This window comes from Nonomuraea polychroma, from assembly GCF_004011505.1.
Lineage (GTDB): Bacteria > Actinomycetota > Actinomycetes > Streptosporangiales > Streptosporangiaceae > Nonomuraea > Nonomuraea polychroma.
Genome location: NZ_SAUN01000001.1, coordinates 2,141,903 through 2,167,592, shown reverse-complemented (window position 1 = coordinate 2,167,592; position 25,690 = coordinate 2,141,903). Strand labels below are relative to the sequence as shown.

At 69.7% G+C, this 25,690-nt stretch carries 19 protein-coding genes and 1 tRNA gene; 6 read left to right on the top strand and 14 right to left on the bottom strand.

The window, feature by feature from the left end:
* The first annotated feature begins 18 nt into the window (after positions 1-18).
* A complete protein-coding gene (locus EDD27_RS09610) occupies positions 19-420 on the top strand; it encodes a hypothetical protein (RefSeq protein ID WP_127932081.1) in 402 nt (133 codons plus the stop codon).
* A gap of 48 nt (positions 421-468) precedes the next feature.
* Here the strand turns inward: EDD27_RS09610 and EDD27_RS09605 are convergent, their stop codons facing one another.
* Positions 469-1,764, bottom strand: coding sequence for an ABC transporter substrate-binding protein (locus tag EDD27_RS09605; protein ID WP_127932080.1), 1,296 nt, complete (start codon positions 1,762-1,764; stop codon positions 469-471).
* Between the two features lie 188 nt (positions 1,765-1,952).
* Between EDD27_RS09605 and EDD27_RS09600 the strand changes: the two genes are divergently transcribed.
* Entirely contained in the window at positions 1,953-2,798 is an 846-nt protein-coding gene (locus EDD27_RS09600) for a hypothetical protein (RefSeq protein ID WP_127932079.1), read from the top strand.
* Here EDD27_RS09600 and EDD27_RS09595 read toward each other — a convergent pair whose 3' ends face one another.
* From EDD27_RS09595 to EDD27_RS09585, 3 genes are all read right to left on the bottom strand, one after another.
* A complete protein-coding gene (locus EDD27_RS09595) occupies positions 2,799-4,091 on the bottom strand; it encodes an ABC transporter substrate-binding protein (RefSeq protein ID WP_127932078.1) in 1,293 nt (430 codons plus the stop codon).
* 203 nt (positions 4,092-4,294) lie between these two features.
* Positions 4,295-5,581 (bottom strand): ABC transporter substrate-binding protein, encoded by a 1,287-nt coding sequence (locus tag EDD27_RS09590; protein WP_127932077.1) that lies wholly within the window; start codon positions 5,579-5,581, stop codon positions 4,295-4,297.
* 153 nt (positions 5,582-5,734) lie between these two features.
* Positions 5,735-6,319 carry an ANTAR domain-containing response regulator gene (locus EDD27_RS09585; protein ID WP_241563941.1) on the bottom strand — a complete coding sequence of 195 codons (585 nt, stop codon included), beginning with the start codon at positions 6,317-6,319 and terminating at the stop codon, positions 5,735-5,737.
* A 109-nt stretch (positions 6,320-6,428) separates the two neighbouring features.
* On the opposite strand from EDD27_RS09585, the gene EDD27_RS09580 reads away from it, so the two are divergent.
* Positions 6,429-6,511, top strand: a tRNA-Leu gene (locus EDD27_RS09580).
* Positions 6,512-6,579: 68 nt separating this feature from the next.
* Here EDD27_RS09580 and EDD27_RS09575 read toward each other — a convergent pair.
* Positions 6,580-7,053 carry an SDR family NAD(P)-dependent oxidoreductase gene (locus EDD27_RS09575; protein ID WP_127932076.1) on the bottom strand — a complete coding sequence of 158 codons (474 nt, stop codon included), beginning with the start codon at positions 7,051-7,053 and terminating at the stop codon, positions 6,580-6,582.
* 107 nt (positions 7,054-7,160) lie between these two features.
* Between EDD27_RS09575 and EDD27_RS09570 the strand changes: the two genes are divergently transcribed.
* Together EDD27_RS09570 and dapD are read left to right on the top strand one after the other, a co-directional pair.
* Positions 7,161-7,583: a pyridoxamine 5'-phosphate oxidase family protein gene (locus EDD27_RS09570; protein WP_127932075.1), complete on the top strand. Its 423-nt coding sequence runs from the start codon at positions 7,161-7,163 to the stop codon at positions 7,581-7,583.
* A 53-nt stretch (positions 7,584-7,636) separates the two neighbouring features.
* The gene (gene dapD / locus EDD27_RS09565; RefSeq protein WP_127932074.1) at positions 7,637-8,602 is read left to right on the top strand and encodes a 2,3,4,5-tetrahydropyridine-2,6-dicarboxylate N-succinyltransferase; all 966 of its coding nucleotides are present in this window, start codon (positions 7,637-7,639) and stop codon (positions 8,600-8,602) included.
* A gap of 376 nt (positions 8,603-8,978) precedes the next feature.
* On the opposite strand, the gene pyk is transcribed toward dapD, so the two are convergent.
* The 5 genes from pyk to gltB all read right to left on the bottom strand — a co-directional run bounded on the left by pyk (position 8,979) and on the right by gltB (position 18,735).
* Positions 8,979-10,409 (bottom strand): pyruvate kinase, encoded by a 1,431-nt coding sequence (gene pyk, locus EDD27_RS09560; RefSeq protein WP_127932073.1) that lies wholly within the window; start codon positions 10,407-10,409, stop codon positions 8,979-8,981.
* A 35-nt stretch (positions 10,410-10,444) separates the two neighbouring features.
* Positions 10,445-10,795, bottom strand: coding sequence for a DUF2784 domain-containing protein (locus EDD27_RS09555; RefSeq protein ID WP_127932072.1), 351 nt, complete (start codon positions 10,793-10,795; stop codon positions 10,445-10,447).
* Entirely contained in the window at positions 10,792-12,453 is a 1,662-nt protein-coding gene (locus tag EDD27_RS09550) for a S8 family peptidase (RefSeq protein ID WP_127932071.1), read from the bottom strand. Before EDD27_RS09550 ends, EDD27_RS09555 begins: the two co-directional genes overlap by 4 nt.
* Before the next feature lie 282 nt (positions 12,454-12,735).
* On the bottom strand, positions 12,736-14,214 hold the full coding sequence (locus EDD27_RS09545) for a glutamate synthase subunit beta (RefSeq protein WP_127932070.1): 1,479 nt from the start codon (positions 14,212-14,214) through the stop codon (positions 12,736-12,738).
* A 15-nt stretch (positions 14,215-14,229) separates the two neighbouring features.
* Positions 14,230-18,735, bottom strand: a complete 4,506-nt coding sequence (gltB, locus tag EDD27_RS09540) for a glutamate synthase large subunit (RefSeq protein WP_206641325.1) — start codon at positions 18,733-18,735, stop codon at positions 14,230-14,232.
* Positions 18,736-19,320: 585 nt separating this feature from the next.
* Between gltB and EDD27_RS09535 the strand changes: the two genes are divergently transcribed.
* The gene (locus EDD27_RS09535) at positions 19,321-20,946 is read left to right on the top strand and encodes a bis-aminopropyl spermidine synthase family protein (RefSeq protein ID WP_241563940.1); all 1,626 of its coding nucleotides are present in this window, start codon (positions 19,321-19,323) and stop codon (positions 20,944-20,946) included.
* Between the two features lie 37 nt (positions 20,947-20,983).
* Here EDD27_RS09535 and EDD27_RS09530 read toward each other — a convergent pair whose 3' ends face one another.
* The 4 genes from EDD27_RS09530 to lgt all read right to left on the bottom strand — a co-directional run bounded on the left by EDD27_RS09530 (position 20,984) and on the right by lgt (position 25,674).
* A complete protein-coding gene (locus EDD27_RS09530; RefSeq protein WP_127932069.1) occupies positions 20,984-21,571 on the bottom strand; it encodes a hypothetical protein in 588 nt (195 codons plus the stop codon).
* A gap of 103 nt (positions 21,572-21,674) precedes the next feature.
* Positions 21,675-22,481, bottom strand: a complete 807-nt coding sequence (locus EDD27_RS09525; protein ID WP_127932068.1) for a hypothetical protein — start codon at positions 22,479-22,481, stop codon at positions 21,675-21,677.
* 1,280 nt (positions 22,482-23,761) lie between these two features.
* Positions 23,762-24,466: a VIT1/CCC1 transporter family protein gene (locus EDD27_RS09515; protein ID WP_127932067.1), complete on the bottom strand. Its 705-nt coding sequence runs from the start codon at positions 24,464-24,466 to the stop codon at positions 23,762-23,764.
* Positions 24,463-25,674: a prolipoprotein diacylglyceryl transferase gene (gene lgt, locus EDD27_RS09510; RefSeq protein ID WP_241563939.1), complete on the bottom strand. Its 1,212-nt coding sequence runs from the start codon at positions 25,672-25,674 to the stop codon at positions 24,463-24,465. Before lgt ends, EDD27_RS09515 begins: the two co-directional genes overlap by 4 nt.
* Positions 25,675-25,690 lie beyond the last annotated feature (16 nt).

Sequence of the window (25,690 nt, the reverse complement as noted above, 5' to 3'; positions counted from 1 at the left end):
CGTTCTTTAATGTGCGCTGTGAAACGTTTTGCGACAGCAGCGCTCATCCTGCCGGTCCTGCTCGCCGGCTGCCAGAAGGACGCCTCGCCGGCGCAGAAGTACAGCACCGGCGGCGACCCCGCCGACAGCCCCTGCGCCCGCGTGGTCTCCGCCATCGGGTACGCCGACCTCATGCTGGAGCCCAAAGGCAGCGAGGAGCGACAGCATTTCGAGGACGCCGTGATCGGCCGCCTGGCAGAAGCCCGGGGGATCACGCTGCAGTTCGGCGACCGGCTGCCCGCCTCGCTGAAGGGCGCCGTGGAGACCGTCAAGACGACGACCGCGGGACTGTCCAGGAACGACGTGCCGCGCGAGCGGCAGGTGGCGCTGCTGAAGCAGTACCGGGCCGCGGCCGACCAGATCGTGGCGGGCTGCACATAGAGAAAGGCCCGGCCGTGGGGGCCGGGCCTTTCTTATGGCGTGTTATCGTCAGCCGGCGATGTTGCCGGTGCGGTACTCGAGCGCCTTGGTGCCGTACTTGTTGTCGTCGCCGTACTGGTAGATACCGATGGTGGCGACGGCCGGGTCACCGGCCTCGTTGAACTCGACCGGGCCGCTGACGCCCTCGTAGTCGATGTCCTTGCCGGCCTTCAGCAGGTCGACGCACTCCTTGAAGCTCTTGCACTTCTCGCCGCCCTTGCTGACCTCGGCCAGCTTGGCCGCGATGTCCACGCCCGCGTCGCTCTTGGCGGCCTCGGCGGCCAGCGCGATGAGGTTCGCCGCGTCGTACGACTCGGGGGCGTAGCTGAAGTCCTCCAGGTCCTTGTTGACCTCGAGCAGCTTCTTCTGGAAGTCCTCCGGAGCGGCCGCGCCGGGGATGGTGCCCTTGACGCCCTTGAGCGTGCCCTTGGGCATCTTCACGTAGTTCGTGTTGGACGTGTTGCCGTCCACCATGTACCACTTGTGCTTGGTCGCCGGCAGGCCCTGCTTGACGAGCTCCTGGATGACCTTGGAGGTCTCCTCGAAGCCGATGAGGACGATGCCCTTCGGGTTCTTCGCCTTGATCTTGGACACGTCGGCCGAGAAGTCGGCGGCCTTCGGGTCGTAGTCGACGCGCTCGACCACTTCGCCGCCGCCGTCGGTGACGGTCTTCTGCACCTGGTCGGCCAGGCCCGTGCCGTAGGAGTCCTGCATCGCCATGATGGCGACCGTGTCGTTGCCGTCGGCCACGATCAGGTCACCGAGCACGCGGCCCTGCAGCTTGTCCGGCGGGGACGTACGGAAGTAGAGGCCCCTGTCGTTGATCGTGGTGAACACGTCAGAGGTGTTCGCCGGCGAGAAGTGCACCACGCCCGCACCGGTGATCTTGTCGATCACCGACTCCGACACCGACGACGACGCGGCGCCGATGATGGCGTCGGCCTTCTGCGCCAGCAGCTTGTCCACCGACTGCGAGGCGATGTTGGTCGTCGTGTCACCCGAGTCGGTGTCCATCTTGGCGACCGGCTTGCCGAGCACGCCGCCGGCCTCGTTGATCTCCTTGAGAGCCAGGTCGACACCGGCGAACTCGGGCGGGCCGAGGAAGGCGAGCGAACCGGTCTGAGGGAGCAACGTGCCGAGAGTAAGAGTGCCGTCGCCCTTCGTGGCGGGTGCCGCCGAGGATGCCGGCGCCGATGGCGAGGTCTGCGTGGCGGTGTTGCTACCGCCACCGCCGCAGGCTGTCAGGGCCAGGCTGGTGGCAGCCACGACAGCCAGCGCCCGCCCCACGGGAGCAATGCGGATCATGAAGTGTCTCCTTCATTCCAGGCCGGGATCCGTCAGCACCGCCGAGCGTTCCCGATCGAATGACCGAAAGGTATAAAACCGCAGCGTGCTGGCACTAGTGGCAGGCAGGAACTGTCGGCACTTGGATGCGGAGTCGTAATCAGTCCTCAACTTACGGGACGTGCGCAAGCAGCCCTAATGTGCAGCAGGTGAAGCGCATAACGCTCCCCCTCGTGGTCGCGATCCTCGTCGCCGGGTGCAGCACCTCCGCACCGGCTGCGCCGCCTCCGGCAGATCCTCCCGCCGGTGTGTCGGTCACTCTCGCGCAGTGGCGTTCGGACGAGCCCATGCACACGCTGCAGGTGGCGGTCCGCAACACCACCGACACGCCCGTGTACTTCGCCGACGTGCAGCTCGTCACGCCGTCCTTCACCACGCTCCCCCCGCACAGGACTGACGCCACCATCAAGCGGACCGAGCGCACAGACCTGCGCATCCCGTACGGCGCCGCCAACTGCTCCCCGCAGGGCCTGCCCGACGTGCAGCGCGCGACGGTCGTGGCGCACGTCGGCACCGGCTCCGGGCAGCAGCCGCGCAAGGTGGTCTTCCCGGTGCCGCACCCCGACCCGCTGCTGGCCAGGCTGCTGCGGGACGAGTGCTCGGCGTTCCTGATCAAGCAGGCGGTGACCATCGAGTTCGGCCCGGAGTGGAAGGAGTCGGGCAAGGCCATGCGCGGCGAGCTCATCGTCACGCGCCGCGGCCCCGGCGCGGTCACGCTCAACGACATGGGCGGCACCACCCACTACATCGTCACGCCGGAGCGCAGGCCCCTGGGCACGCTCGACGCGGCCGCGCAGCGGCTGGAGGCGCCGATCGCGCTCACTCCAGGCCGCTGCGACGGGCACGCGTTCGCCGAGGCCAAGAAGGCGTTCCTGTTCCCCGTTCGGGCCGTCATCGACGGGGGCGAGGAACGCGTGGTCATCGTGGTGCCGCCCAAGCCGCTGCAGGACCGCCTCATCGCGTACGCGCTGAAGGCGTGCGGCTTCGGGCGGTGATCAGCCGGCGATGTTGCCGGTGCGGTACTCCAGGGCCTTGCCGGAGTACTTGTTGTCGTCCCCGTACTGGTAGACGCCGATCGTGGCCACGGACGGGTCACCGGCGGCGTCGAACTCGACCGGTCCGCTCACGCCGTCGTAGTCGATGTCCTTGCCGCTCTTGAGCAGGTCCGCGCAGTCCTTGAAGGTCTTGCACTTCTCGCCGCCCTTGCTGACCTCGGGCAGCTTGGCCGCGATGGACTTGCCGCTGTCGTCCTTGGCCGCCTCCGCGGCCAGGGCGATGAGGACGGCGGCGTCGTACGACTCCGCGGCGTAGGTGAAGTCCTCCAGGTCCTTGTTGTCCTCGAGCAGCTTGTTCCTGAACTCCTCGGGGGCTTCGGCGCCGGGGATGGTGCCCTTGACGCCCTTGAGCGTGCCCTTGGGCATCTTCAGGTAGTTGGTGTTCGACATGTTGCCGTCCACCATGTACCACTTCACCTTGTCGGCGGTCAGGCCCTGCTTGACCAGCTCCTGGATGACCTTGGCGCCCTCCTCGAAGCCGATCAGCACGACCGCCTTCGGGTTCTTCGCCTTGATCTTGGACACGTCGGCCGAGAACTCGGCGGCCTTCGGGTCGTAGTCCACCCGCTCCACGATGCTGGCGCCGGCCTCCTCGGCCGTCTTGGTGATCTGGTCGGCCAGGCCGGAGCCGTAGGAGTCCTGCATGGCCAGGATGCCCACCGTGTCGTTGCCGTCGGCCACGATCAGGTCACCCAGCACGCGTCCCTGCAGCTTGTCGGGCGGGGCGGTGCGGAAGTACAGCCCGCGGTCGTTGATCGTGGTGAACTTGTCGGAGGTGTTGGCGGGCGAGAACTGCACCACGCCCGCGCCGGTGACCTTGTCGATGATCGACTCCGACACCGACGACGAAGCCGCGCCGATGATGGCGTCCACGTTCTGGCCCAGCAGCTTGTCCACCGACTGCGAGGCGATGTTCGTGGTCGTGTCGCCCGAGTCCGTGTGGATCGTCGCGACCTGCTTGCCGAGCACGCCCCCGGCCTCGTTGATCTCCTTGACGGCCTGGTCGACCCCGGCGAACTCGGGCGGGCCCAGGAAGGCCAGCGAGCCGGTCTGCGGCAGCACCGTGCCGAGCGTCAGCGTGCCGTCGCCCTTCGCGGCGGCGGCAGGGGCCGACGAGGCCGGCGAGGACTGCTGGGCGGCCGTGTCGCCGCCGCCCCCGCCACAGGCCGTCAGTGCCAGGCTCGTCGCGGCCGCGACGGCCAGCACACGTCCCGCTGGAGCAATGCGGATCATAAAAGAGACTCCCCCTATCTCAACGAAGGAACGATCTCCTCCGCCGTGTTTTCCGAGCTCAGCATGCCTGGCCCGGGAGAGTGCCCAGGTTTTTTGACCCGCATTTATGCAGATTTGTAATATTTCACCAGAGTTACGGTCACCCCTAAAACAGGCCCGTGACCCCGACCCGAAGCCCGCGGATCGGGGTCACGAGCGGCACGTCAGCCGGCGATGTTGCCCTTGCGGTACTCCAGCGCCTTCGCCGCGTTGAACGTGTTGTTCTTCCCGTACTGGTAGACGCCGATCGTCGCGACCGAGGGATCCCCCACCTCGTTGAAGTCGACCGGCCCGCTGACGCCCTCGTAGTCGATGTCCTTGCCGGCCCGCAGCAGATCGGCGCACTCCTTGAAGCCCGCGCACTTCTCGCCGCCCTTGCTCACGTCGATCAGGCTCCCGGCGATGGCCGCCCCCGAGTCGTCCTTGGCCGTCTCCGCGGCCAGAGCGATCAAGGTCACCGCGTCGTACGACTCGGCCGCGTACGTGAACTCGCTCAGCTTCGCGTCGACCCCCAGCAGCCTCTTCTGGAACGCCTCCGGCGCCGCCGCTCCAGGAAGCGTGCCCTTGACGCCGTCCAGCATGCCCCGCGGCGCCTTCACGAAGTTGGTGTTCGACATGTTGCCGTCCACCATGTACCACTTGTGCCTGTCGGCCGTCAGACCCTGCTTGACAAGCTCGTTCACGACCTTGGACGTCTCCTCGAACCCGATCAGCACGATGCCTTTCGGGTTCTTCGCCTTGATCTTGGCCACATCGGCGGAGAAGTCGGCCGCCTTCGGGTCGTAGTCCACCCGCTCCACCACCGTGGCGCCCGCGGCCTGCGCCGTCTCGACCACCTGGTCGGCCAGGCCGGAGCCGTAGGAGTCCTGCATGGCCAGGATGCCGACGGTGTCGTTGCCGTCCTGCGCGACCAGGTCGCCCAGGACCCGGCCCTGCAGCTTGTCCGGTGGAGCCGTGCGGAAGTACAACCCCTTGTCATTGATCGTCGTGAACGTGTCGGAGGTGTTGGCCGGCGAGAACTGCACCACACCAGCACCCGTGATCTTGTCGATGATCGACTCCGACACCGACGACGAAGCCGCGCCGACGATGGCGTCCACGTTCTGGGCCAGCAGCTTGTCCACCGACTGCGAGGCGATGTTCGTGGTGGTGTCGCCTGAGTCCGTGTCCACCTTGCCGACCGGCTTGCCGAGCACCCCGCCGGCCTCGTTGATCTCCTTGAGCGCCAGGTCGACGCCCGTGAACATGGGAGGCCCCAAGTACGCGAGGTTGCCCGTCTGCGGCAGCACCGTGCCGATCTTCAGCGTGCCGTCGCCCCTGGCGGCCGGCGAGGACGGGGCGGGAGCGGTGCCTGAGGCCTCCGGCACGGCGGTCGTGCCACCGCCCGAGCACGCCGCCAGTGCCAGGCAGGCCGCGGTGGCGACGAGCGACATGCGGGAAATGCGGATCATCGAAAGCGTCTCCGTTCGAAGATGAGCGGACCTTCCGTCCGCCCATCAGTTACGCGCCGGGACGCCTCGGGTGAAAGCACTCGAAGCCGGTTGGATGCCCAGTCGTGACCGCGTCACAACCCATCAGGCGAAATCACCTGATAAAGGGCAGCCTCACGACTGCTTGGCCGCGTCGTCTATAACGATCTGGGCAACCTCACGCATGCTCAGCCGCCGGTCCATGGACGCCTTCTGGATCCACCGGAACGCCTGCGGCTCCGTCCAGCCGTGCTGCGTCATCAGCTGACCCTTGGCCCGCTCGACCAGCTTCCTGGTCTCGAGCCGCTCCGACAGGCTCGACACCTCGGCCGCCAGCGCGACCATCTCCTCGTGCCTGCTGACCGCCATCTCGATGGCCGGCACCAGATCCGCCTTCGTGAACGGCTTCACCAAATAGGCCATCGCCCCCGCGTCCCGTGCCCGTTCCACCAGGTCACGCTGGGAAAATGCGGTCAGGATCAGGCACGGGGCGATCCGCTCCGCCACGATCCGCTCCGCCGCGGAGATGCCGTCGAGCACGGGCATCTTGACGTCCAGGATGACGAGGTCGGGCCTCAGCTCGGCGGCCAGCCGGATCGCCTGCTCACCGTCCCCGGCCTCGCCCACGACGACGTAGCCGTCCTCCTGGAGCATCTCCTTGAGGTCGAGGCGGATCAGGGCCTCGTCTTCCGCGATCACTACTCGCCGCTGCGTACTCACGAGCAGAAGAGTACCGACGTCCGGTACATTGGAGCCACGCTGGCGCCCTGCAGCTGATCAACATTGGCGGTAGGGTGTGTCATCGATCCGGACATGTCCGGATTTTTCAGCCGGAATGATGGAATGGCAGACATGGACGCCTCAAAAGCGTCTGCTCGAAAGGGCGTGCGGGTTCGAATCCCGCTTCCGGCACCGTAACGACACGGGCAGCCCGGCGCGAGGCCGTCGAGCTCGACCTCTGCGTCGGCCCAAAGCATCGACTACCAGGGCACCATCCCCGCATCGTCGAAGAAGCCGCCCGTCGGCCCGTCCGGCGGCAGGGTGGCGAGCGCGACGATGATGGCGGCGCCCTCGGCGGCCGTGCGGCTGATCGGGAACGGCAGGTCCTTGGTGAAGTCGGTGGCGCAGGCCCCGGGTGCGGCGGCGTCGACCAGGATGCCGTCCTTGCGGAGCTCCTTGGCGTACTGCACCGTCAGCTGGTTGAGCGCGGTCTTGGACACCGGATACGTCGCCGAGGCCGGCAGCCCGGACATGTAGTGGCCGGGATCGGTGTGGTGGGCGAGGGAGCCGACGCCGCTGGAGACGTTGACGATGCGGGCCGCGGGTGAACGTCTGAGCAGGGGTAACAGGGCGTTGGTGACCATGAGGACGCCGATGACGTTCGTCTCGAGCACCTCCCGCACGGCGTGGCCGGAGCAGACGCGGTCACGGGCGCTGGCGGCCTTCGTACGCACGGCTGCGGCGCTCGCCGAACGCGCTGACGACGAGCGGGCGGCTTTTCGGGACCGCTCCCACCGGGAATAGCCGTCTCGAGATCGACGCGTACGGGGGGTGGGGTGGGATGCCGTTGAGCGTGGCGGAGCGGGAGGCGTTCCTGGCGGAGCCGCACATCGGGGGTCTGGCGGTGGAGGCGGGCGACGGCCGGGCGCCGCTGGCGGTGCCCGTCTGGTACGACTACAGCCCCGGCGGGGACATCCGGTTCCTGACGGACGGCGACTCGGTCAAGGCGAGGCTGATCGCGAAGGCGGGCCGGTTCTCGCTGTTGGTGCAGCGGGTCAGCCCGACTTATCGGTACGTGTCCGTGGAAGGTCCCGTCGTACGCACCGATCCCACGACGCTGGACGACCTGACCCGCATCTCCGCCCGCTACCTGCCGCCCGACGCGGTGTCCGGCTATGTGCAGGGCTCGGACCTGCACGTGCTCGTGACGTTCCGGATGCGCCCGGAACGCTGGCTCTCGGCGGACCTGGGCGCCCTCGGCTGACACGCCCGCGACCTGATGCTCTGGGCTGAGCCGCGGACCGGTATTTTGGGCCCGTGACGACTGCTATCGATCCCACCTCGACCGGCGCTTTCGGCGTCGGCCTCGCGACCATCGCCGCCGACGGCACCGTGCTCGACACCTGGTTCCCCGCTCCCGAGCTGGGCGAGGCGCCCCTCTCGGGCACCGAGCGGCTGTCCGCCGCCGAGGCCGGTGAGCTGGACTCGCTGACGGGCCCCGACACGGCGCGGGGCGTGGAGGTGGTGGCGGTGCGCACCGGCATCGCCAAGCTGTCGGAGGCGCCCGTGGACGCGCACGACGTCTACCTGCGCCTGCACCTGCTGTCCGCGCGCCTGATCCAGCCGCACGGGGCCAACCTGGACGGCGTCTTCGGCCTGCTGGCCAACGTGGCGTGGACCAACTTCGGGCCGTGCCCGGTGCCGGACTTCGAGCAGACCCGCCTGCGGCTGCGGGCGAGGGGCGCCGTGACCGTGTACGGGGTGGACAAGTTCCCGCGGATGGTGGACTACGTGCTGCCGTCGGGCGTGCGGATCGCCGACGCCGACCGGGTACGCCTGGGCGCGCACCTGGCCAGCGGCACGACCGTCATGCACGAGGGTTTCGTGAACTTCAACGCCGGCACGCTGGGCTCGTCGATGGTCGAGGGCCGGATCTCGGCGGGCGTCGTGGTCGGCGACGGCTCCGACGTGGGCGGCGGCGCCTCGATCATGGGGACGCTCTCGGGCGGCGGCAAGCAGGTCATCTCGATCGGCCGGCGCTGCCTGCTGGGGGCGAACGCCGGCATCGGCATCTCCCTGGGCGACGACTGCGTGGTGGAGGCCGGCCTGTACGTGACGGCGGGCACGAAGGTCGCACTCCCCGACGGCAAGGTGGTCAAGGCGGCCGAACTGTCGGGCGCCAACGGCATCCTCCTGCGACGGAACTCCCAGTCCGGCGCCGTCGAGGCAGTCCCCCGCACAGGCACCGGCATCGAACTCAACGCCGCCCTCCACGCCAACTGAGCCAGCTCATCATCATGTCGTGACGGGGCCGGGGCCCATGCCTCCGGCCCGTCGGCATTTCCAGTCCGGCCTGCGTCAAGGGCGGTTCGGTCCTGCGCTCAGGGCTCAGCTGTGGGGCGCCACCTCGCCGGTCCGGCGCATGAGGCCGCGAGACAGCACACGAGCGTGCAGCCCGCGCCGGGGCCAGCGCACAGGTATGCGCGGCCCGTCGTACATCACCGTCCGCACGCCACACGCCTCAGCGGCAGGCCACGGCTTCGGTCAAAGATGCGCCGTTACGGCGGCGCGCCCGTGAAGCTGGTAACCGTCCCCCTGGAGGGCCGGTCACCAGCGTCGGCGGGTGGAGCCAAGGTGGCTTGCCGTAAAGGATGAGAATTTAACTAGCATGTGAGACGGCGGAGCCGATGGTGTGGACGCGGAGGGCGTTGGTGGAGCCCGGGGTGCCGGGAGGCGAGCCGGCCACGATGACGACCTTGTCGCCCTTCTCCAGCCGCCCCAGCGACAACAACGACGCCTCCACCTGCCGCACCATGTCATCGGTGTGATGCACGAACGGCACGTGGAACGTCTCCACCCCCCACGTCAGCGACAGCTGCCCCCGCACGTGCGGCGCCGACGTGAAGGCCAGCAGCGGGATCGGCGAGCGGTAGCGGGCCAGCCGCCGCGCCGTCTCGCCCGACATCGTGAAGGCCACCAGCGCCTTCGCGCCGACGATGGCGCCCACCTCGGCCGCGGCCCGTGCGATGGCGCCGCCCGTGGTCTCGGGCATGCGCTCCAGCGTGTGGGTGGCCCGCAGGGAGGAGGCCTCCGCGGCGCAGGCGATGCGGTCCATCGTGGAGACGGATTCGATCGGGTAGTTGCCGACCGACGTCTCGCCCGACAGCATGACCGCGTCGGCGCCGTCCATGACGGCGTAGGCGACGTCGGAGGCCTCGGCGCGGGTCGGGCGCGGGGCGTTCATCATCGAGTCGAGCATCTGCGTCGCGACGATGACCGGGCGGGCCTTCTCCCGGCACAGCTCGATGATGCGCCGCTGCACGATCGGCACCTGCTCCAGGGGCAGCTCGACGCCGAGGTCGCCGCGGGCGACCATGATGCCGTCGAAGGCCTCGATGATGTCGGGGAGGCGGTCGACGGCCTGCGGCTTCTCGATCTTGGCGAGCAGCGGCAGGCGCACGGCCTCCTGCTCCATGATGTTGCGCACCACGTCGGCGTCGGACGGGCGGCGGACGAAGGACAGGGCGATCATGTCGAAGCCGGTGCGCAGCGCCCAGCGCAGGTCGGCCTCGTCCTTGTCGGTCAGCGCGGGCGCGCTGACGTTGACGCCGGGGAGGTTGAGCCCCTTGTTGTCGGAGATCATGCCGCCGATGACCACGCGGGTGATGATGCGCTCGCCGTCGACCCGGGTCACCTCGAGCACGAGGCGGCCGTCGTCGACGAGGATCGTGTCACCGGACCGCACGTCGTTGGGCAGGCCCTTGTAGGTGGTGGAGACCTGCTCGCGGTCGCCCGGCACGTCTTCGGTGGTGATGGCGAAGACGTCGCCGAAGCCGAGCCTGACGGGGCCCTCTTCGAAGGTGCCCACCCGGATCTTGGGGCCCTGCAGGTCGGCGAGCACGCCTACGCCGCGGCCGAGGTCGGCCGCCACTCTCCTCACCCGGTCGAGGACCTCTCGGTGCATGTCATGGTTGCCATGGCTGAGGTTGAAGCGCGCCACGTCCATGCCTGCGGCGATCAGCTCGCGGAGGCGTTCTTCGGACGATGTGGCGGGGCCTAGGGTGCAGACGATTTTCGCGCGACGAGTCACGAGTCCTACCTTAATTGGTACAGACCACTTGGCAGTCACTGACGCCGGAGAACGTACCCGACGTAAGAGAACAGCACGAGAACGGCTACCCCCAGGCGTGCCAAGTTCGTGTACGCCTCAGGGTAGACCACACCCTCGATGTAGTGGTCGATGAAGCCGGACGCCGGCAGCCCTTCCATCCCGGCCTGCCGCCGCCCCCAGTCCTCGGCCAGGGTCAGCGGGCACTCTACCCCAGTGACGATCGACAACACGCCCCAGGCGGCCACGGCGAGGTGGACCCAGATCGTGCGCCGCCACCGCCAGGCTAAGAACCCGCCCACCGCCATGTAGACGAGGAATAAGAAGTGCACCACCATCGCGGCGTCCGCGACGAGGCGATACATCATGGATTGAAAGTAGCCGCCTTCCAGGCGTCCACGATGCCGTGGCCGTAGAAACCGTTACGGGATTGGTCCCCTTCGCACAGGTGCGTGTCGGTCTGGCCGTACGACTTGTACACGTACTCGCGGGGCGTCGGGCACGCCTTCTGCATGGCGCTCTTGTAGAGCAGGTCCTCGACGGTGGCGGGGGCGAGGGTAAGACCGCCGGGGCCTGGCTTGCCGAAGCGGCTGATGAGGATGGCCGCGACGCCGGTGGCATGCGGGGCGGCCATGGAGGTCCCGTCCAGGTACTGGTAGTAGGAGCACGGGCGGTGCGTGCAGTCGCGTACGACGTCCGCGCCCTTCGGATTGCCCGAGGCGTCGATCCGGCCGGCGGCACGCAGCACCCGTTCGGGCGCGGCGCCCAGGATCGACCGGGTGGCCTTGGCGTCCTTGCCGTCGAGCACGTCGCCGCCCGGGGCCGCCACGTCGGTCTGCTCGAGGCCGTAGTCGCTGTAGATGGCCTTGCGCCCGGACGGTCCGACCGCGGAGACGGAGATGACGCCCTTGGACTCGGCGGGCACGTTGAGGCAGGAATTGTCGACCCTGCGGACCTTCTGGTCGCCTTCCGGGTAGCCGGGGCTCTTGTCGTCGACCTCGGGGTGGCCGAGGTCGGTAGAACCGTTGCCGAGCGCGGAGACGAGCGTGACGCCCTTGCCGCGGGCGTAGTCGATGGCCCGCTGCATGCCGGTGATGATGGCCTGCTGCTCCAGCTGCTGCTTCTTGGTGTCGGACCTGTTGTTCGTGCAGTTGAACAGCCAGGGGTCGACGAAGTAGCTCATGTTGGCGACGTCCACGCCGATGTCGGCGGCGTAGGTGAGCGCGTCGAGGCTGGCCTTGAGGAAGAAGAACCCGGAGTCCTGCCCGGCTCGGATGTTCACCAGCCGCACGCCGGGGGCGACGCCGGCGACACCGATGTCGTTGATCGGGGAGGCGATGGTGCTGGCCACGTGGGTGCCGTGGCCGTCGTCGTCCTCGTCGACCGGGTCCTTGCAGTCCTTGGCCTCGCACGGGCCGTCGAGCGTCTCGCCCTTCTCGTCCTTGGGCTTGTCGGTGACGAAGTTGCGGCTGAGCTCGCGGTCGAAGTTGGGGGCGATGTCGGGGTGCTTGCCGTCGATGCCGGTGTCGATGACCCCGACCAGCACCTGCTTGCTGCCGGGCACTTTGGCGTGCGCCCGGTCGGCGCCGATCATCCGCATGTCCCATTGGCGGCCGGCGAGCGGCTCACCCGCGCTGCTTGCGGTCAACGACGAAGCGCCGGGGAAGGCCCTGGATCCGGTACGGCGGGCGGTGGCGAATCCGATGGCCCGGTCCGGGGAGACGCCGACGATGGCCGGGTCGTCTCCCAGGCCCTCCACGAACCTGTCGCCGCGGCCCTTGGCCAGGACGTAGCCGAGCCTGGCATCCCCGCCCACGGTGGCGCCGCCTGCGTGCGCCACGGCGTCCACCGCCTGGCTCTGCCGCCCGGCGGCGTAGAAGACAATGTAGTCGGCCTGCTTGGCGGCCGGCGTGGCCGACTTGCTCTGCGCTCCACCATCCCCACGGTCCATGGAGGACGGGGGCGAGCAGGAAGCGAGCGCGACGACGGCGGCCAGCGCCGTGAAGCCCGAGGCGACTCGCCGCATTCTTCCCCCATCCGCCGACTTGCCGCAGAAACTGCATCTTCCCGACAGTGACCTGCTGATGCAACTTAGTAGAGAAATTTCGGTCGATGCCTGGCGAAACCGCACCGGCTCGCCCTGCCTGCGGGCGTGATGCTCCCAGCCCTGCGCCGTGAGGAGGTCGCCGAGCCGGCCGGCATGCGCATCGACTACGTCATCCGCCTGCAGCAGAACGGCTCGTGAGCGCCGAAGCCCCGGCGGCCGGACGCGCCTGATGGCGGCACGCCCGGCGGCCGGGGCGGGACGTCAGACCAGCGGCCGCGCCGTCGGCAGGATCGGGTACGGCAGCGCCGTCTCCCCGGTCAGGTAGCGGTCCACGCCGGAGGCGGCGGCGCGCCCCTCGGCGATGGCCCACACGATGAGCGACTGCCCGCGCCCCATGTCACCGGCCACGAACACGCCGTCCACCTTGGACATGTACGTCTTGTCGCGCGAGACGTTGCCCCGCTTGTCGTAGAAGCCCTCGCCGCCGTCCTCGGCCAGGTCCTGAAGCAGCGCGCCCTTCTCGGGACCGACGAACCCCATGGACAGGGTCACCAGCTCCGCCGGGATCTCCCGCTCGGAGCCCGGGATGGGCTTGAAGCCGCTCTGCGGCCCCTCGACCTCGACCAGGCGCAACGCCCGCACGTTGCCGTCGGCGTCGCCGGCGAACTCGGTGGTGGACACCGCGTACACCCGCTGCCCGCCGCCGTCGGCCAGCTCCTCGTGAGCGCTCTCCATCTTGAACAGCATGGGGAACGTCGGCCACGGCTGGTTGGCCGGCCGCGAGGCGGGCGGCTGCGGCATGATCTCCAGCTGGGTGACGGACTTGGCGCCCTGCCTGATCGCCGTGCCGATGCAGTCGGCGCCGGTGTCGCCGCCGCCGATCACCACGACGTGCTTGCCCTCGGCCGAGATGGGCGCGACCGCGTAGTCGCCCTCCTGGACCTTGTTGGACAGCGGCAGGTACTCCATGGCCTGGTAGATGCCCTTGAGCTCGCGCCCGGCCACCGGCAGGTCACGCCACTGGGTGGCGCCGCCGGCCAGCACGACCGCGTCGAACTCGGCACGCAGCTCGGCCGCGGTGACGTCCACACCGACGTTGACGCTGGTGCGGAACTCGGTGCCCTCGGCCCGCATCTGCTCCAGGCGGCGCTCGATGTGCCGCTTCTCCATCTTGAACTCGGGGATGCCGTAGCGCAGCAGGCCACCGATGCGGTCGGCCCGTTCGAACACCACAACGTCGTGCCCGGCCCTGGTGAGCTGCTGGGCAGCGGCCAGGCCCGCCGGGCCCGAGCCGACGACCGCGACCTTCTTGCCGGTCTTGACGGCCGGGGGCTGCGGGGTCACCCAGCCCTCGGCGAACGCCCGGTCGATGATCTCGACCTCGACCCGCTTGATCGCCACCGGGTCGGAGTTGATGCCCAGCACGCACGCCGCCTCGCACGGAGCCGGGCAGAGCCTGCCGGTGAACTCCGGGAAGTTGTTCGTGGCGTGCAGCCGCTCGATCGCCTCGCGCCAGTCGGTGCGGTAGACGAGGTCGTTCCACTCGGGGATGAGGTTCCCGAGCGGGCAGCCGTTGTGGCAGAACGGGATGCCGCAGTCCATGCAGCGGGCCGCCTGCTTGGTCAGCTTCTCCTGCGAGAAGTCCTGGTAGACCTCACGCCAGTCGCTGATCCGCACATCGACGGGGCGGCGCGCCGGCAGCTCCCGGTCGTGCGTGAGAAAACCCTTGGGGTCAGCCATTCGGTTACGCCTCCCTTAACCCTGAACCGCGGCGGCCATGACCGCCTCGTCGATGTCCCGGCCTTCGATGCGGGCGGCCTCGGCGGCGGCCAGCACCCTCTTGTAGTCCGTCGGCATGATCTTGCTGAACCTGCCGACCGCCTCGTCCCACTCCGCCAGCAGCTGCTTGGCCACCGGCGAGGCGGTCTCCGCGAAGTGCTTCTCGACGGTCTCCTTGAGGAACTCGGCGTCCTCTTCGGTGAGCGCCTCGATGGCGACCATCTCGCGGTTGACCCGCTCGGACTTGAGGTCCAGCAGATAAGCGATGCCACCGGACATGCCCGCCGCGAAGTTGCGCCCGGTCGCGCCGAGCACGATGGCCCGGCCGCCGGTCATGTACTCGCAGCCGTGGTCGCCCACGCCCTCGACGACCGCCGTGGCGCCGGAGTTGCGCACGCAGAACCGCTCGCCCACGACGCCGCGGATGAACACCTCTCCGGACGTGGCCCCGTACAGGGCGACGTTGCCGGAGATGATGTGCCCGTCCAACGGGGCCTCCTCGTGCGGGCGGACGGTGAGCCGGCCGCCGGACAGGCCCTTGCCGAGGTAGTCGTTGGCGTCGCCGGTCAGCCGCAGCGTGATCCCGCGCGGCAGGAACGCGCCGAACGAGTTGCCCGCCGAGCCGGTGAAGGAGATGTCGATGGTGTTGTCGGGCAGGCCCTTGCCGCCGTACCGCTTCGTGACCTGGTAGCCGAGCATGGTGCCGACCGTGCGGTTCACGTTGCGGATGGGCAGCTCCAGCGTGACCGGGGTGCCGTCGTTGAGCGCGCCCTCGGCGAGCTGGATGAGCGTGTTGTCCAGCGCGTGCTCCAGCCCGTGGTCCTGCTCGATGACCCTGTGCAGCGCGGTGCCCGCGGGCAGCTCGGGCTGGTGCAGGATCGGCGACAGGTTGAGGCCGCTCGCCTTCCAGTGCTCCTCGGCCGCCGTCGTGTCGAGCATCTCGACGTGCCCGATCGCCTCGTCGAGCGAGCGGAAGCCCAGCTCGGCCAGGTATTCGCGGATCTCCTCCGCGATGAACTCGAAGAAGTTGACCACGAACTCGGGCTTGCCGGTGAAGCGCTTGCGCAGCTCGGGGTTCTGCGTGGCGACGCCCACGGGGCAGGTGTCGAGGTGGCAGACCCGCATCATCACGCAGCCGGAGACGACGAGGGGCGCGGTGGCGAAGCCGTACTCCTCGGCGCCGAGCAGCGCGGCGATGACGACGTCGCGGCCGGTCTTGAGCTGGCCGTCGACCTGGACGACGATGCGGTCGCGCAGGTCGTTGAGCAGCAGCGTCTGCTGGGTCTCGGCCAGGCCGAGCTCCCACGGCGCGCCCGCGTGCTTGAGCGAGGTGAGCGGCGAGGCGCCGGTGCCGCCGTCGTGGCCGGAGATGAGCACCACGTCGGCGTGCGCCTTCGACACGCCCGCGGCGACCGTGCCGACGCCGACCTCGGCGACCAGCTTCACGTGGACCCTGGCCTCCGGGTTGGAGTTCTTCAGGTCGTGGATGAGCTGAGCCAGGTCCTCGATCGAGTAGATGTCGTGGTGCGGCGGCGGCGAGATGAGGCCGACGCCGGGCGTGGAGTGCCGGGTCTTGGCGATCCACGGGTAGACCTTGTGGCCGGGCAGCTGGCCGCCCTCGCCGGGCTTGGCGCCCTGGGCCATCTTGATCTGCAGGTCGTCGGCGTTGACCAGGTATTCGCTGGTGACGCCGAAGCGGCCGGAGGCCACCTGCTTGATCGCGGACCTGCGGGCGGGGTCGTAGAGCCGCTCGGGGTCCTCGCCGCCTTCGCCGGTGTTGGACTTGCCGCCGAGCTGGTTCATCGCGATGGCGAGCGTCTCGTGCGCCTCCATCGAGATGGAGCCGTACGACATCGCGCCGGTGGAGAACCTCTTGACGATGCTCTCGACGGGCTCGACCTTTTCGATGGGGATCGGGCTGCCCTTGCGCAGCTTGAACAGGCCACGCAGGGTCATGAGCCGCTCCGCCTGGGAGTCCACGAGGTTCGTGTACTCCTTGAAGATCTCGTAGCGGCGGGTCCTGGTGGCGTGCTGCAGCTTGAAGACGGTCTCGGGGTTGAACAGGTGCGGCTCGCCCTCGCGCCGCCACTGGTATTCGCCGCCGACCTGGAGCCTGCGGTGGGCGTTCTCCACCCGCGGGTAGGCGTGGCGGTGCCGCTGCGCGACCTCCTCGGCCAGCACGTCGAAGCCGACGCCGCCGAGGCGCGAGGTGGTGCCGGTGAAGCAGGAGTCGATGACCTCCTGGCTCAGGCCGAGCGCCTCGAAGATCTGCGCGCCGGTGTAGGAGGCCACCGTCGACACGCCCATCTTGGACATGACCTTGATGACGCCCTTGCCGTACGCCTTGATCAGGTTGCGCACGGCCTTGTGCTTGTCGAGCTGCAGGACGCCGGTGTCGACCAGGTCCTCGACCGTCTCGATCGCCAGGTACGGGTTGATCGCGCCGGCGCCGTACCCGATGAGCAGCGCCATGTGGTGGCACTCGCGGGCCTCGGCGGTCTCCACGACCAGGCCGATCTTGGTGCGGGTCTTCTCCTGGATCAGGTGGTGGTGCACCGCGCCGGTCAGCAGCAGCGACGGGATCGGCGCGAGGGTCTCGGACGAGCCGCGGTCGCTGAGCACGATGATGCGCGCGCCGTCGGCGATCGCCTGGGACGCCTCGGCCCTGATCTCCGCCAGGCGGCGCAGCAGCGCCTCGCCGCCGCCGGCGACCTCGTACAGGCCGCTGATGACGTGCGGGTGGAAGCCGGGCAGGTCGTGCTCGTCGTTGATGTGGATGATCTTGGCGAGCTCTTCGTTGTCCAGCACCGGGTACGGCAGCACCAGCTGGCGGCACGAGCTCGGCCCCGGGTCGAGCAGGTTGCCCTCGGGCCCGATGGTGCTGGCCAGGGAGGTGACCAGCTCCTCCCGGATGGCGTCCAGCGGCGGGTTGGTGACCTGCGCGAACAGCTGGGAGAAGTAGTCGAACAGCAACCGCGGCTTCTCGCTCAGCACGGCGACGGGCGTGTCGGTGCCCATGGAGCCGATCGGCTCGATGCCGGTCTTGGCCATCGGCGACAGGATGATGCGCAGCTCTTCCTCGGTGTAGCCGAAGGTCTGCTGCCGCTTGACGAGCGCCTCGTGCGTGGGGATCTCGCGCTGGCGGGCCGGCAGCTCCTCGAAGCGGACGAGGCCCGCGTGCAGCCACTCCTCGTAAGGGAGCTCGGCGGCCAGCTCGGCCTTGATCTCGTCGTCCTCGATGATCTTGCCGCGCGCGGTGTCGATGAGGAACATCTTGCCGGGCTGCAGGCGGCCCTTGCGGACGACGTCCTCGGGCTTGATGTCCAGCACGCCGGCCTCGGAGGCCAGCACGACCAGGCCGTCGGCGGTCACCCAGAAGCGTCCGGGGCGCAGGCCGTTGCGGTCGAGGACGGCGCCGGCGAGGGTGCCGTCGGTGAAGGTGATCGAGGCGGGACCGTCCCAGGCCTCCATCATCGAGGAGTGGAACTCGTAGAAGGCCCTGCGGGCAGGGTCCATCTCGGTGTGGTTCTCCCACGCCTCGGGGATCATCATGAGCACGGCGTGCGGGAGGCTGCGGCCACCGATGTGGAGCAGCTCCAGGGCCTCGTCGAAGCTGGCGGTGTCGCTGCCATCCGGGTCACAGATGGGGAAAAGTCGCGAAATATCGCCCGGGATGTGGGGGGAGGCCAGCATCGCCTCGCGGGCCCGCATCCAGTTGCGGTTGCCCTTGACCGTGTTGATCTCGCCGTTGTGGGCGACGTAGCGGTAAGGGTGCGCCAGCGGCCAGCTGGGGAAGGTGTTGGTGGAGAAACGCGAGTGGACGAGCGCGATCGCCGTCTCGTAACGCTCGTCGCTCAGGTCGGGGAAGAACGGCTCGACCTGGTCGGGGGTGAGCATGCCCTTGTAGACGATCGTGCGCGCCGACAGCGAGGGGAAGTAGACGTCCGCCTCGTGCTCGGCCCGCTTGCGCAGGCAGAACGCCAGCCGGTCCAGCTCCAGCCCCTCGCGCCCGTCGGGGCTCGACACGAACAGCTGGGCGAAATGCGGCATGACGGCCCGGGCGCTCGGCCCCGGCAGCTCGCGGTCGACCGGCACCTCACGCCAGCCGAGCACGGTGAGACCTTCCTCGGCCGCGATCTCCTCGATCAGGCCCGTCGCGACGCTCCTGGCCTGCTCGTCGAACGGCAGGAAGGCGATGCCGGTCGCGTAGGCGCCGGCGGCGGGCAGCGTGAACGGCACGACCGCCCGGTAGAACGCATCGGGGATCTGCGTCAGGATCCCGGCCCCGTCACCGGTGTCCGGCTCGCTACCCTTGGCTCCCCGATGATCAAGGTTGCACAGCGCCGTCAGCGCCTTGACCACGATCCCATGCCCCCGGCGTCCCGCGACGTCGGCGACCATGGCGACACCGCAGGCATCGTGCTCGTTGGCGGGGTGGTACAGGCCCTGGGGCTCGGGGAACCCGAGGTGGGCAGCAGGCATTGAATCCCTCCCGTCGTCATCGTCTGTCTCAAAACCGGCTACAGGCGGGGACGACGTTGGCCCTGCTGCATATCGTGGGTAGAGATTACCGCACCCTGCCGGAATGGTGCCCGCCACGTCCGCATTGCGAACATTCGAGCCCGTCCCAGCATCCGAACTCCCTATCCCAAACCTCGGGCGTGGGCGGCGAAATTCCCGATCCGAGCAGCGATTTACGCCACAGAGAGCGATTTTCCTCCCACCCTCCGCCGCCCACCCCAGCCCGGACCAGCCGGCGCCTCCCCCGCCTCGTAGCACTCCTCTCTCCCACAGGCCCCTCTTACGTCAAACGCCGCGCTGACCCCAATACGCTGCTGGCACTCATCGGCCACCTCTAGACCATGACTCCCAATGGCCCTCCAACCCAGCGCTCCCGAGATCCGTTCGACTCACCGCTCCATGATCGCTCTCGGCCCTCCATGTCTCGGGCGGAGTCGGTCTCCCTCGCCGCCTCCTACACTCCGGCCCCCACCTTCTCGGGGCCGTCCCGTCGGCGGAGGGGCGGCAGCGGCAGGATGGGCGGAGGGCGCTCGATAGGGTTGCACCATGGAGCGGGTCGATGCGGGGCGTGACGGCGTAGGGCAGGTCCGGATGGAACGGGACGGCCTGGAACGCCTGCTCGGCGCCGCAGGCGCGGAGAGCAGACGGCTGCGGCATGCGCTGGCGCTCCTGTGCGACGGCAAGTGGTGGACGCTCGCGAGCCTGGTCCGGTCCACCGCCACGTCAAGGCGCACGATCGAGGCCCTGCTTCGCGAGTTGCCCCTGGAGCGGGCCGGGGACCGCTTCCGGGTGCCGCTCACCCACACACCCGACTATCAGGACCTCCTCGCCGTAGCCCCGCCTCCCGAGGACCCGGTGGCCCACCTGGTCCCGCACTACGCTCACGTCCTGGAACGCCTCACCGAGCTGATCGCCGGGGCCCCACGTTCCCGTCATGTGCTGGACCACGTGTCCGCCACGCCGGACACCGTGCTGCGGCGCGCACTCCTGCTCGGCGCCCGCTACTGGCTGCCCGGCACGCGCCTGCTGTGCGTCGGCGACCACGACCTCACGTCGCTGGCCGTCAAGCTCGTCCACCCGGAGACCGACGTGACCGTGGTCGACATCGACGAGCGCATCCTGGCCTACATCGACGACCAGGAGCTGGGCGTCCGCACACGCTGGGCCGACCTGCGCCTCGGCCTGCCCGCCTCCGCCAGGGACCATGACCTGGCGCTCACCGATCCCCCGTACACGCCGGAGGGCACCGGCCTGTTCGTGGCGCGCGCCGTTGAGGGCTTGACGGACGAGGGACGGGTGCTGCTGGCCTACGGGGCGAGCGAGCGCACACCGATGCTGGCCTTCAAGGTGCAGCAGGCCCTGTCGGAGCTCAACCTCACGTACGAGGCGATCTACCCCGACTTCAACCGCTATTTCGGCGCGGAGGCCATCGGCTCCGCCGCTGACCTGTACATCCTCCGCCCCACGACCAAGTCACGGCCGGCCGTGACGTCCCGTCTGAGCCGCCTGACGACCGCCATCTATACTCAGGGCCCACAATCGGTCGAATCGGCTCAAAACACCCTCTCAGCCCCGCACAGGGGCCATCCAGGCGCCCCCTCACCCGCCCCCGGCCTGCCGCCGGACTTCCACGCAGACCTGCTGGTGGGCGACTGGCCGAAGGACCTTCCCCAGCCCCGGGTCAAGCTGGCGACCTGGCCGGCCAAGCCCTATGCGGCCGCTGTGGACCGCGTGGCCATCGCCGTGCCTCCCGGACTGGAGGCCGCACTCCCCCGCCTGCTGCTGGCCACCCGCGCCGCGCACGTCCGCGTGATCGGGACCGGCCTCCAGCCGCTCCCTGACGTGCTGGCCACTGTCTACACGTCGAGCACCGACGACGCAGGCACGCTCGACGCCGTACGCCTCCCCCAGCCCGACGGCGAGGCCGCGACCGTCCTGCGCAGGATCCTGGACAACGGCCACGCCAAGCTGGCCAACACGTGGCGGGAGGGGCTCATCGCGGTGGCCCACGCCCAGGGCACGACGCTCACCAAGAACGAGGCCCGCGCTCTCATCCGCGAGGCCGCCCCGTGGTCGGATGACCTCACCCCGCTGGAGGCGCCGCTCCACCGCCTGAGCGCCCTTCCGCAGGCGGTGGCGGCGACGGTCTCGGCCCTCACGACGACCACCTGAGAGCTCTCACCGAGATCCCGGCCGAGAGCCACCGTCGTCAGGTCGCGGCGACGATCCGCCCTTGGACCACACGTCCGAGGCCGTCGAGCGCGACCAGGGCGGCGATCAGTTCCTGGGCGGGCGCCTGGCCGCCGACCCAGCTCACCGTCACGTAGTGGCCCATGGCACGGGCCTGAGCTCGGCTGCCGGCCGCGTCGAACAGGATGCCCTGCCGAACGAAGCCGTCCTTGCCCAGCGCGGCCACCAACGCGTCGGCCGCACGGCCGTCGCTCAGGTTGAAGATGACGAACTGGCCCGCGACCGCGCTCCCCTTGTACGTGCCCTGCAGCGCCTGCGTGCACCCCGTGGCGGAGACACCCCAGAGTGCGTCGTCACAATCGGTGAACTCCTCCGTGGACTCCAGGCGCATGGTGCCCAGGGTCTGGGTCGCGGGGGTGAAGATCTCCTGCGTGGTCAGCGGCTTGGTGTCGTTCTGACGGGTGTCGATGGCGGTGTAGAAGGCGGACGTGGACTCGCCGTGGAAATTGGTGGGCCGGGGATCGTCCCGCCGCAACCACAGCCACCCGGCCACGGCGATGATCACCACGCTGGCGACCACGACGGAGATGACGACACGTCGGGACATCAGCCGGCCGCTCCCCTGAAGCTGACGACATGACGGATCACCACGGCCCGGCCGGGCACGGGGGCAACGCGATGACCGTCGCAGACGCTTGGCTGCGCACGCATCAGGAGGACGCCCCCGTGATGGAGACGACACGGCGGTAAACGGCCTTCTCGGCCCCGCGCAGGGCGAGCGCGAGCGAGACGAAGTCGTCCTTGGCGCCGGGCTCCGTGCCGTCGATCCTGCCGAGCCAGACGAGGCCGACATAGTGGCCGAGGGCGTAGCCGCCCGCCTCCGAGTGCCCGCCCGCGGGGAAGGTGCCCTTGGACGAGGTCAGGGGACGTGCCCAGCCGCCTCGGTAAAGGGTCTTCAACGACTCGACCAGCTCGGCCGCCGACTGGCCGTCTTTCAGGTTGAGCAGCGTGTACTGGCCGACGTACCTGCCGTCGGAGCTGGCGTAGAGGCCGCGCGCGACCTGGGTGCATTCGGCGTCCGACACCCGTTCGAGGAGGGTCTGGCCCCACAGCGCGGCTGAGCAGTCGGTGTCCAGTTGCTTGGCGACGAGCTTGAGTTTGAGCTTCTTGCTCACCGCCAGCTCGGTCTGTGCGAACACCTCCTTCTCCGTGAGCGCACGGCTGTCCTTGCTCCTGTCGGCGACGGGGTCGAACAGCTTGGGTGAGCCCCACCCGCGGAACACCTGCGGCAACGTCGTGTCGGCACCCAGCACGGCGGCGCTGGCCTGCCGTTCGGACGAGTAATCGCCGATCGAGCCGACGACGGCCACCAGGCCGGCCGCGCTCGCCAGGACGCCTACGACCGTGGCGATGATGACGATCAACCGCTGCTGCTCCGGCCGGAGGCCCAAGTCGGTGAGCAGCGGGAACTGCCAGTCCGAGCGCGGGGTACGCCGCCGCTTACGGGACGCGGCCACGCCACGGCCTTCCCCCTCATCGGCTCCCTCCGCCGACCGCCCACCGCCACCGATACCGACACCGGCACCAGCAATCAACGAGCCGTCATCGTCATCGGCCTCCACCGCCCGCCGGCCACCTCGTGATCGCCGCCCGCGGCCGACCCCGTCGGCAACCTGACGCCCTTCACCCGCCGGCGACCGGCCATCCTCCCCGATGCCTGCGGGCAAACGGCCGTCCTCACGGAAACCCGCAGTCGACCGCCCCTCGTCACGGACACCGGCAGACGAGCGGCCCTCCTCACGGACACCGGCAAAGGATCGTCCGCCCTCACGGACACCCGCAGACGAGCCGCCGTCACCCGGAACCGACCGGCCATCCCCACCGGCACCCGCAAGCGACCGGCCATCCCCACCGGCACCCGCAAGGGACCGGCTGTCCTCACCGATGCCCGCCGGCGATCGGCGGCGCCTGCCGAGGCGGGAGGCCGACCGGCGACCTTCTCCCACATCCCCCGGCGAGGCACCGCTGTCACTCGCGGCGGGAACCGGGAAGCCGCCGCGATCGGCAGGTGTCGCCGGCCCAGCGCCGGCAGCCATGGCTCGTTCACCGCGGTGGGCGCCGGTCATCGAATCGCGGCCATCGTCAGCGCCTGGCGTGTACCAGCTCTCTCCACTCGTGACGCCCGGCGCCTGGCCGCCACCGTGCGCGCCCGTCGCGGATCGACCGCCGGAACGTCTGCCTTCCGATGTGCGGCCACGGCCCCGCGAGCGCGCCGACCGGCCACCACCGTCCAAGCCGTCCGCCGCACGGTGATCAATGGGCGACCCGTCAGCCGAGTGAGCGCCAGTGGCCGGCTGAGGACCGGTGCCCGCACCGTAGCCATACCCGCCTACCGGCTGAGGCCCGGCGGCCGCAGTGTTGCCGTACCCGCTTGCCGCCGGCTGAGGACCAGGAGCAGGAGCAAGGTCGTACCCGCTTGCCGCCGGCTGAGGACCAGGAGCAGGAGCATGGTCGTACCCGCCCGCCGCCGGCTGAGGACCTCCGGCGGCACCGCCGCCATACGCGCCCGCCGACCAGCCGCCGTAATCGCCACCCGGAAGGCCGCCACCAGCCTGGCCGCGGACCTCGGTGCCCGGGACACCGCCGCCCAAGCCACCCATGCCAGGGACACCGCCGCCCAAGCCCGGAACGTCACCGCCCGTGAACCCGCCACCCGGTACGTCGCCGCCGTTCAGGCCTGCGTGATCCGTCCCCGGGCTGCCGCTCTTGGGACGGGATCCGGCTCGTCTGCGGGCCATCACAGCCCCGTCGACCCGATCAGGCTGCCGACGCCGAACGTGACCCCGGCCGCCAGCGCGCCCACCACGAGCTGACGCAGCCCGGAATACCACCAGCTGCGTGCCGTCACAGCCGACACGATCGCGCCCGCCCCGAACAGCGCCACGCAGGACACCACCGCAGACTCCACCAGCCCTTCGGCCGCGAACACGTACGGCAGCAGCGGCAGCACCGCCCCCACCGCAAAGGACAGAAACGATGACACCGCGGCCAGCATCGGCGACGGCAGCTCACCGGGGACGACGCCCAGCTCGGTACGGGCGTGGACCTCCAGCGCCCGGTCCGGGTTCTGGGAGATCTGCCTGGCCACCTCGGCGGCCAGGCCCGGCTCCACGCCCTTGTCGACGAACGACTGAGCCAGCTCGGCCCGCTCGTCGTCGGGATGGCGGTCGAGCTCACGCCGCTCGACGGCGATCTCGGCCTGGGCGAGCTCGCGCTGGCTGGCCACCGACACGTATTCGCCGCCCGCCATGGACAGGGCACCGGCGGCCAGGCCGGCGACGCCGCCGAGGGCGATGACCTTGGTGTTCGTGGTGCCGCCGGCGACACCCGCGATGAGCGCGAAGTTCGACACCAAACCGTCCATCGCGCCGAACACCGAGGGTCGCAACCAACCCCCTGTGACGTCGCGGTGCTGGTGGTGGGCCTCCGCGCGGCCGCTCATCGCGAGTTCTTCTCCTTCGTCACGCCTTCGGACCGGTCCCCGGCCACGGCTTCGGCGCGCTCGGCTTCGGCCTCGCCGGCTTCGGCGCGCTCAGCCTCGGCTCCGTCGGCGTCGGCGTCGGCGTCGGCGTCGGCGTCGGCAGCGTCGGCGCGGTCGGCGGTGTCCGCGTCCGTGTCCGTGGAGGCGGCCGCGTCCGTGGAGGCGACCGTGTCCGCGTCGGACCTGTCGTCCGCGTCGGGGGACTCAGCCGGGCCATCGTCGGTCCCGCTGCCCTCGGCCCTCTCGGTCTCGGCCGTGTCGTCGCCGGCCTCGCCACCCCTGGCCTCGCCGGTCGTATCCGCGTCGTCACCGGTCCGCTCGGCCGCCTCCGCGGCAGCCGGGCCGCTGTCCTCGGTGGTCGTGTCCGGGGAGTCGGCGTCGGCCTGGTCTGCCGGGTGTGCCGGGTCCGCCCCGTCGGCGGACGCCGGCACGACGACCTCCACGCCCTGCTTGTTCCTGGTCATCCAGAGGTAGACCAGCGCCCCGACGAACAGCACGATCGACGTCCACTGGTTGATCCGCATCCCGAGGAACGTCACCGCGTGGTCGACCCCGCCGACCGGGTCGATGCGCAGCCCCTCGATCCAGAAGCGGCCCAACGTGTAACCGGCGACGTAGAGGGCGAACAGCCGCCCGTGGTGCAGCGCGAACCGCCGGCCCGCGAAAATGAGCGCGAAGCCGAGTGCCACGTCCCAGATCGACTCGTACAGGAAGGTCGGGTGGTAGAGCACGCCGGGCTCTCCCCCGTGGTCGGCGTCGATCTCCAGGCCCCACGGCAGCGTGGTCGGCGAGCCGTAGAGCTCCTGGTTGAACCAGTTGCCCCACCGGCCGATGCCTTGGGCGAAGGCGATGCCGGGCGCGACCGTGTCGGCCATGGCGCTGAAGGAGATGCCGCGGTTGCGCACGGCCCACCAGACGCCGAGGGCGCCGAGGGCGATCGCGCCCCAGATGCCGAGGCCGCCCTCCCAGATGAACAGCGCCTGGTAAGGCTCCTTGATCGCCCGGCTGCCGAAGTAGGTCTGCCAGTCGGTGATGACGTGGTAGAGGCGTCCGCCGATGAGGCCGAAGATGACCGCGGGGACGGCGATGTCGACGATCGTCCCCTTGTGGCCACCGCGGGCGCGCCAACGCCGCTCGCTCAGCCAGACGGCGACGATGACGCCGAGCACGATGCAGAGTGCATAA

Excerpts from the sequence above, each read along its gene's own strand:
- EDD27_RS09605 (WP_127932080.1), bottom strand. The coding sequence starts at position 1,764 with ATGATCCGCATTGCTCCCGTGGGGCGGGCGCTGGCTGTCGTGGCTGCC.
- EDD27_RS09595 (WP_127932078.1), bottom strand. The coding sequence starts at position 4,091 with ATGATCCGCATTGCTCCAGCGGGACGTGTGCTGGCCGTCGCGGCCGCG.
- EDD27_RS09590 (WP_127932077.1), bottom strand. The coding sequence starts at position 5,581 with ATGATCCGCATTTCCCGCATGTCGCTCGTCGCCACCGCGGCCTGCCTG.
- EDD27_RS09570 (WP_127932075.1), top strand. The coding sequence starts at position 7,161 with ATGCCGTTGAGCGTGGCGGAGCGGGAGGCGTTCCTGGCGGAGCCGCAC.
- EDD27_RS09555 (WP_127932072.1), bottom strand. The coding sequence starts at position 10,795 with ATGATGTATCGCCTCGTCGCGGACGCCGCGATGGTGGTGCACTTCTTA.
- EDD27_RS09550 (WP_127932071.1), bottom strand. The coding sequence starts at position 12,453 with ATGCGGCGAGTCGCCTCGGGCTTCACGGCGCTGGCCGCCGTCGTCGCG.
- EDD27_RS09545 (WP_127932070.1), bottom strand. The coding sequence starts at position 14,214 with ATGGCTGACCCCAAGGGTTTTCTCACGCACGACCGGGAGCTGCCGGCG.
- gltB (WP_206641325.1), bottom strand. The coding sequence starts at position 18,735 with ATGCCTGCTGCCCACCTCGGGTTCCCCGAGCCCCAGGGCCTGTACCAC.
- EDD27_RS09535 (WP_241563940.1), top strand. The coding sequence starts at position 19,321 with ATGGAGCGGGTCGATGCGGGGCGTGACGGCGTAGGGCAGGTCCGGATG.
- EDD27_RS09530 (WP_127932069.1), bottom strand. The coding sequence starts at position 21,571 with ATGTCCCGACGTGTCGTCATCTCCGTCGTGGTCGCCAGCGTGGTGATC.
- EDD27_RS09515 (WP_127932067.1), bottom strand. The coding sequence starts at position 24,466 with ATGAGCGGCCGCGCGGAGGCCCACCACCAGCACCGCGACGTCACAGGG.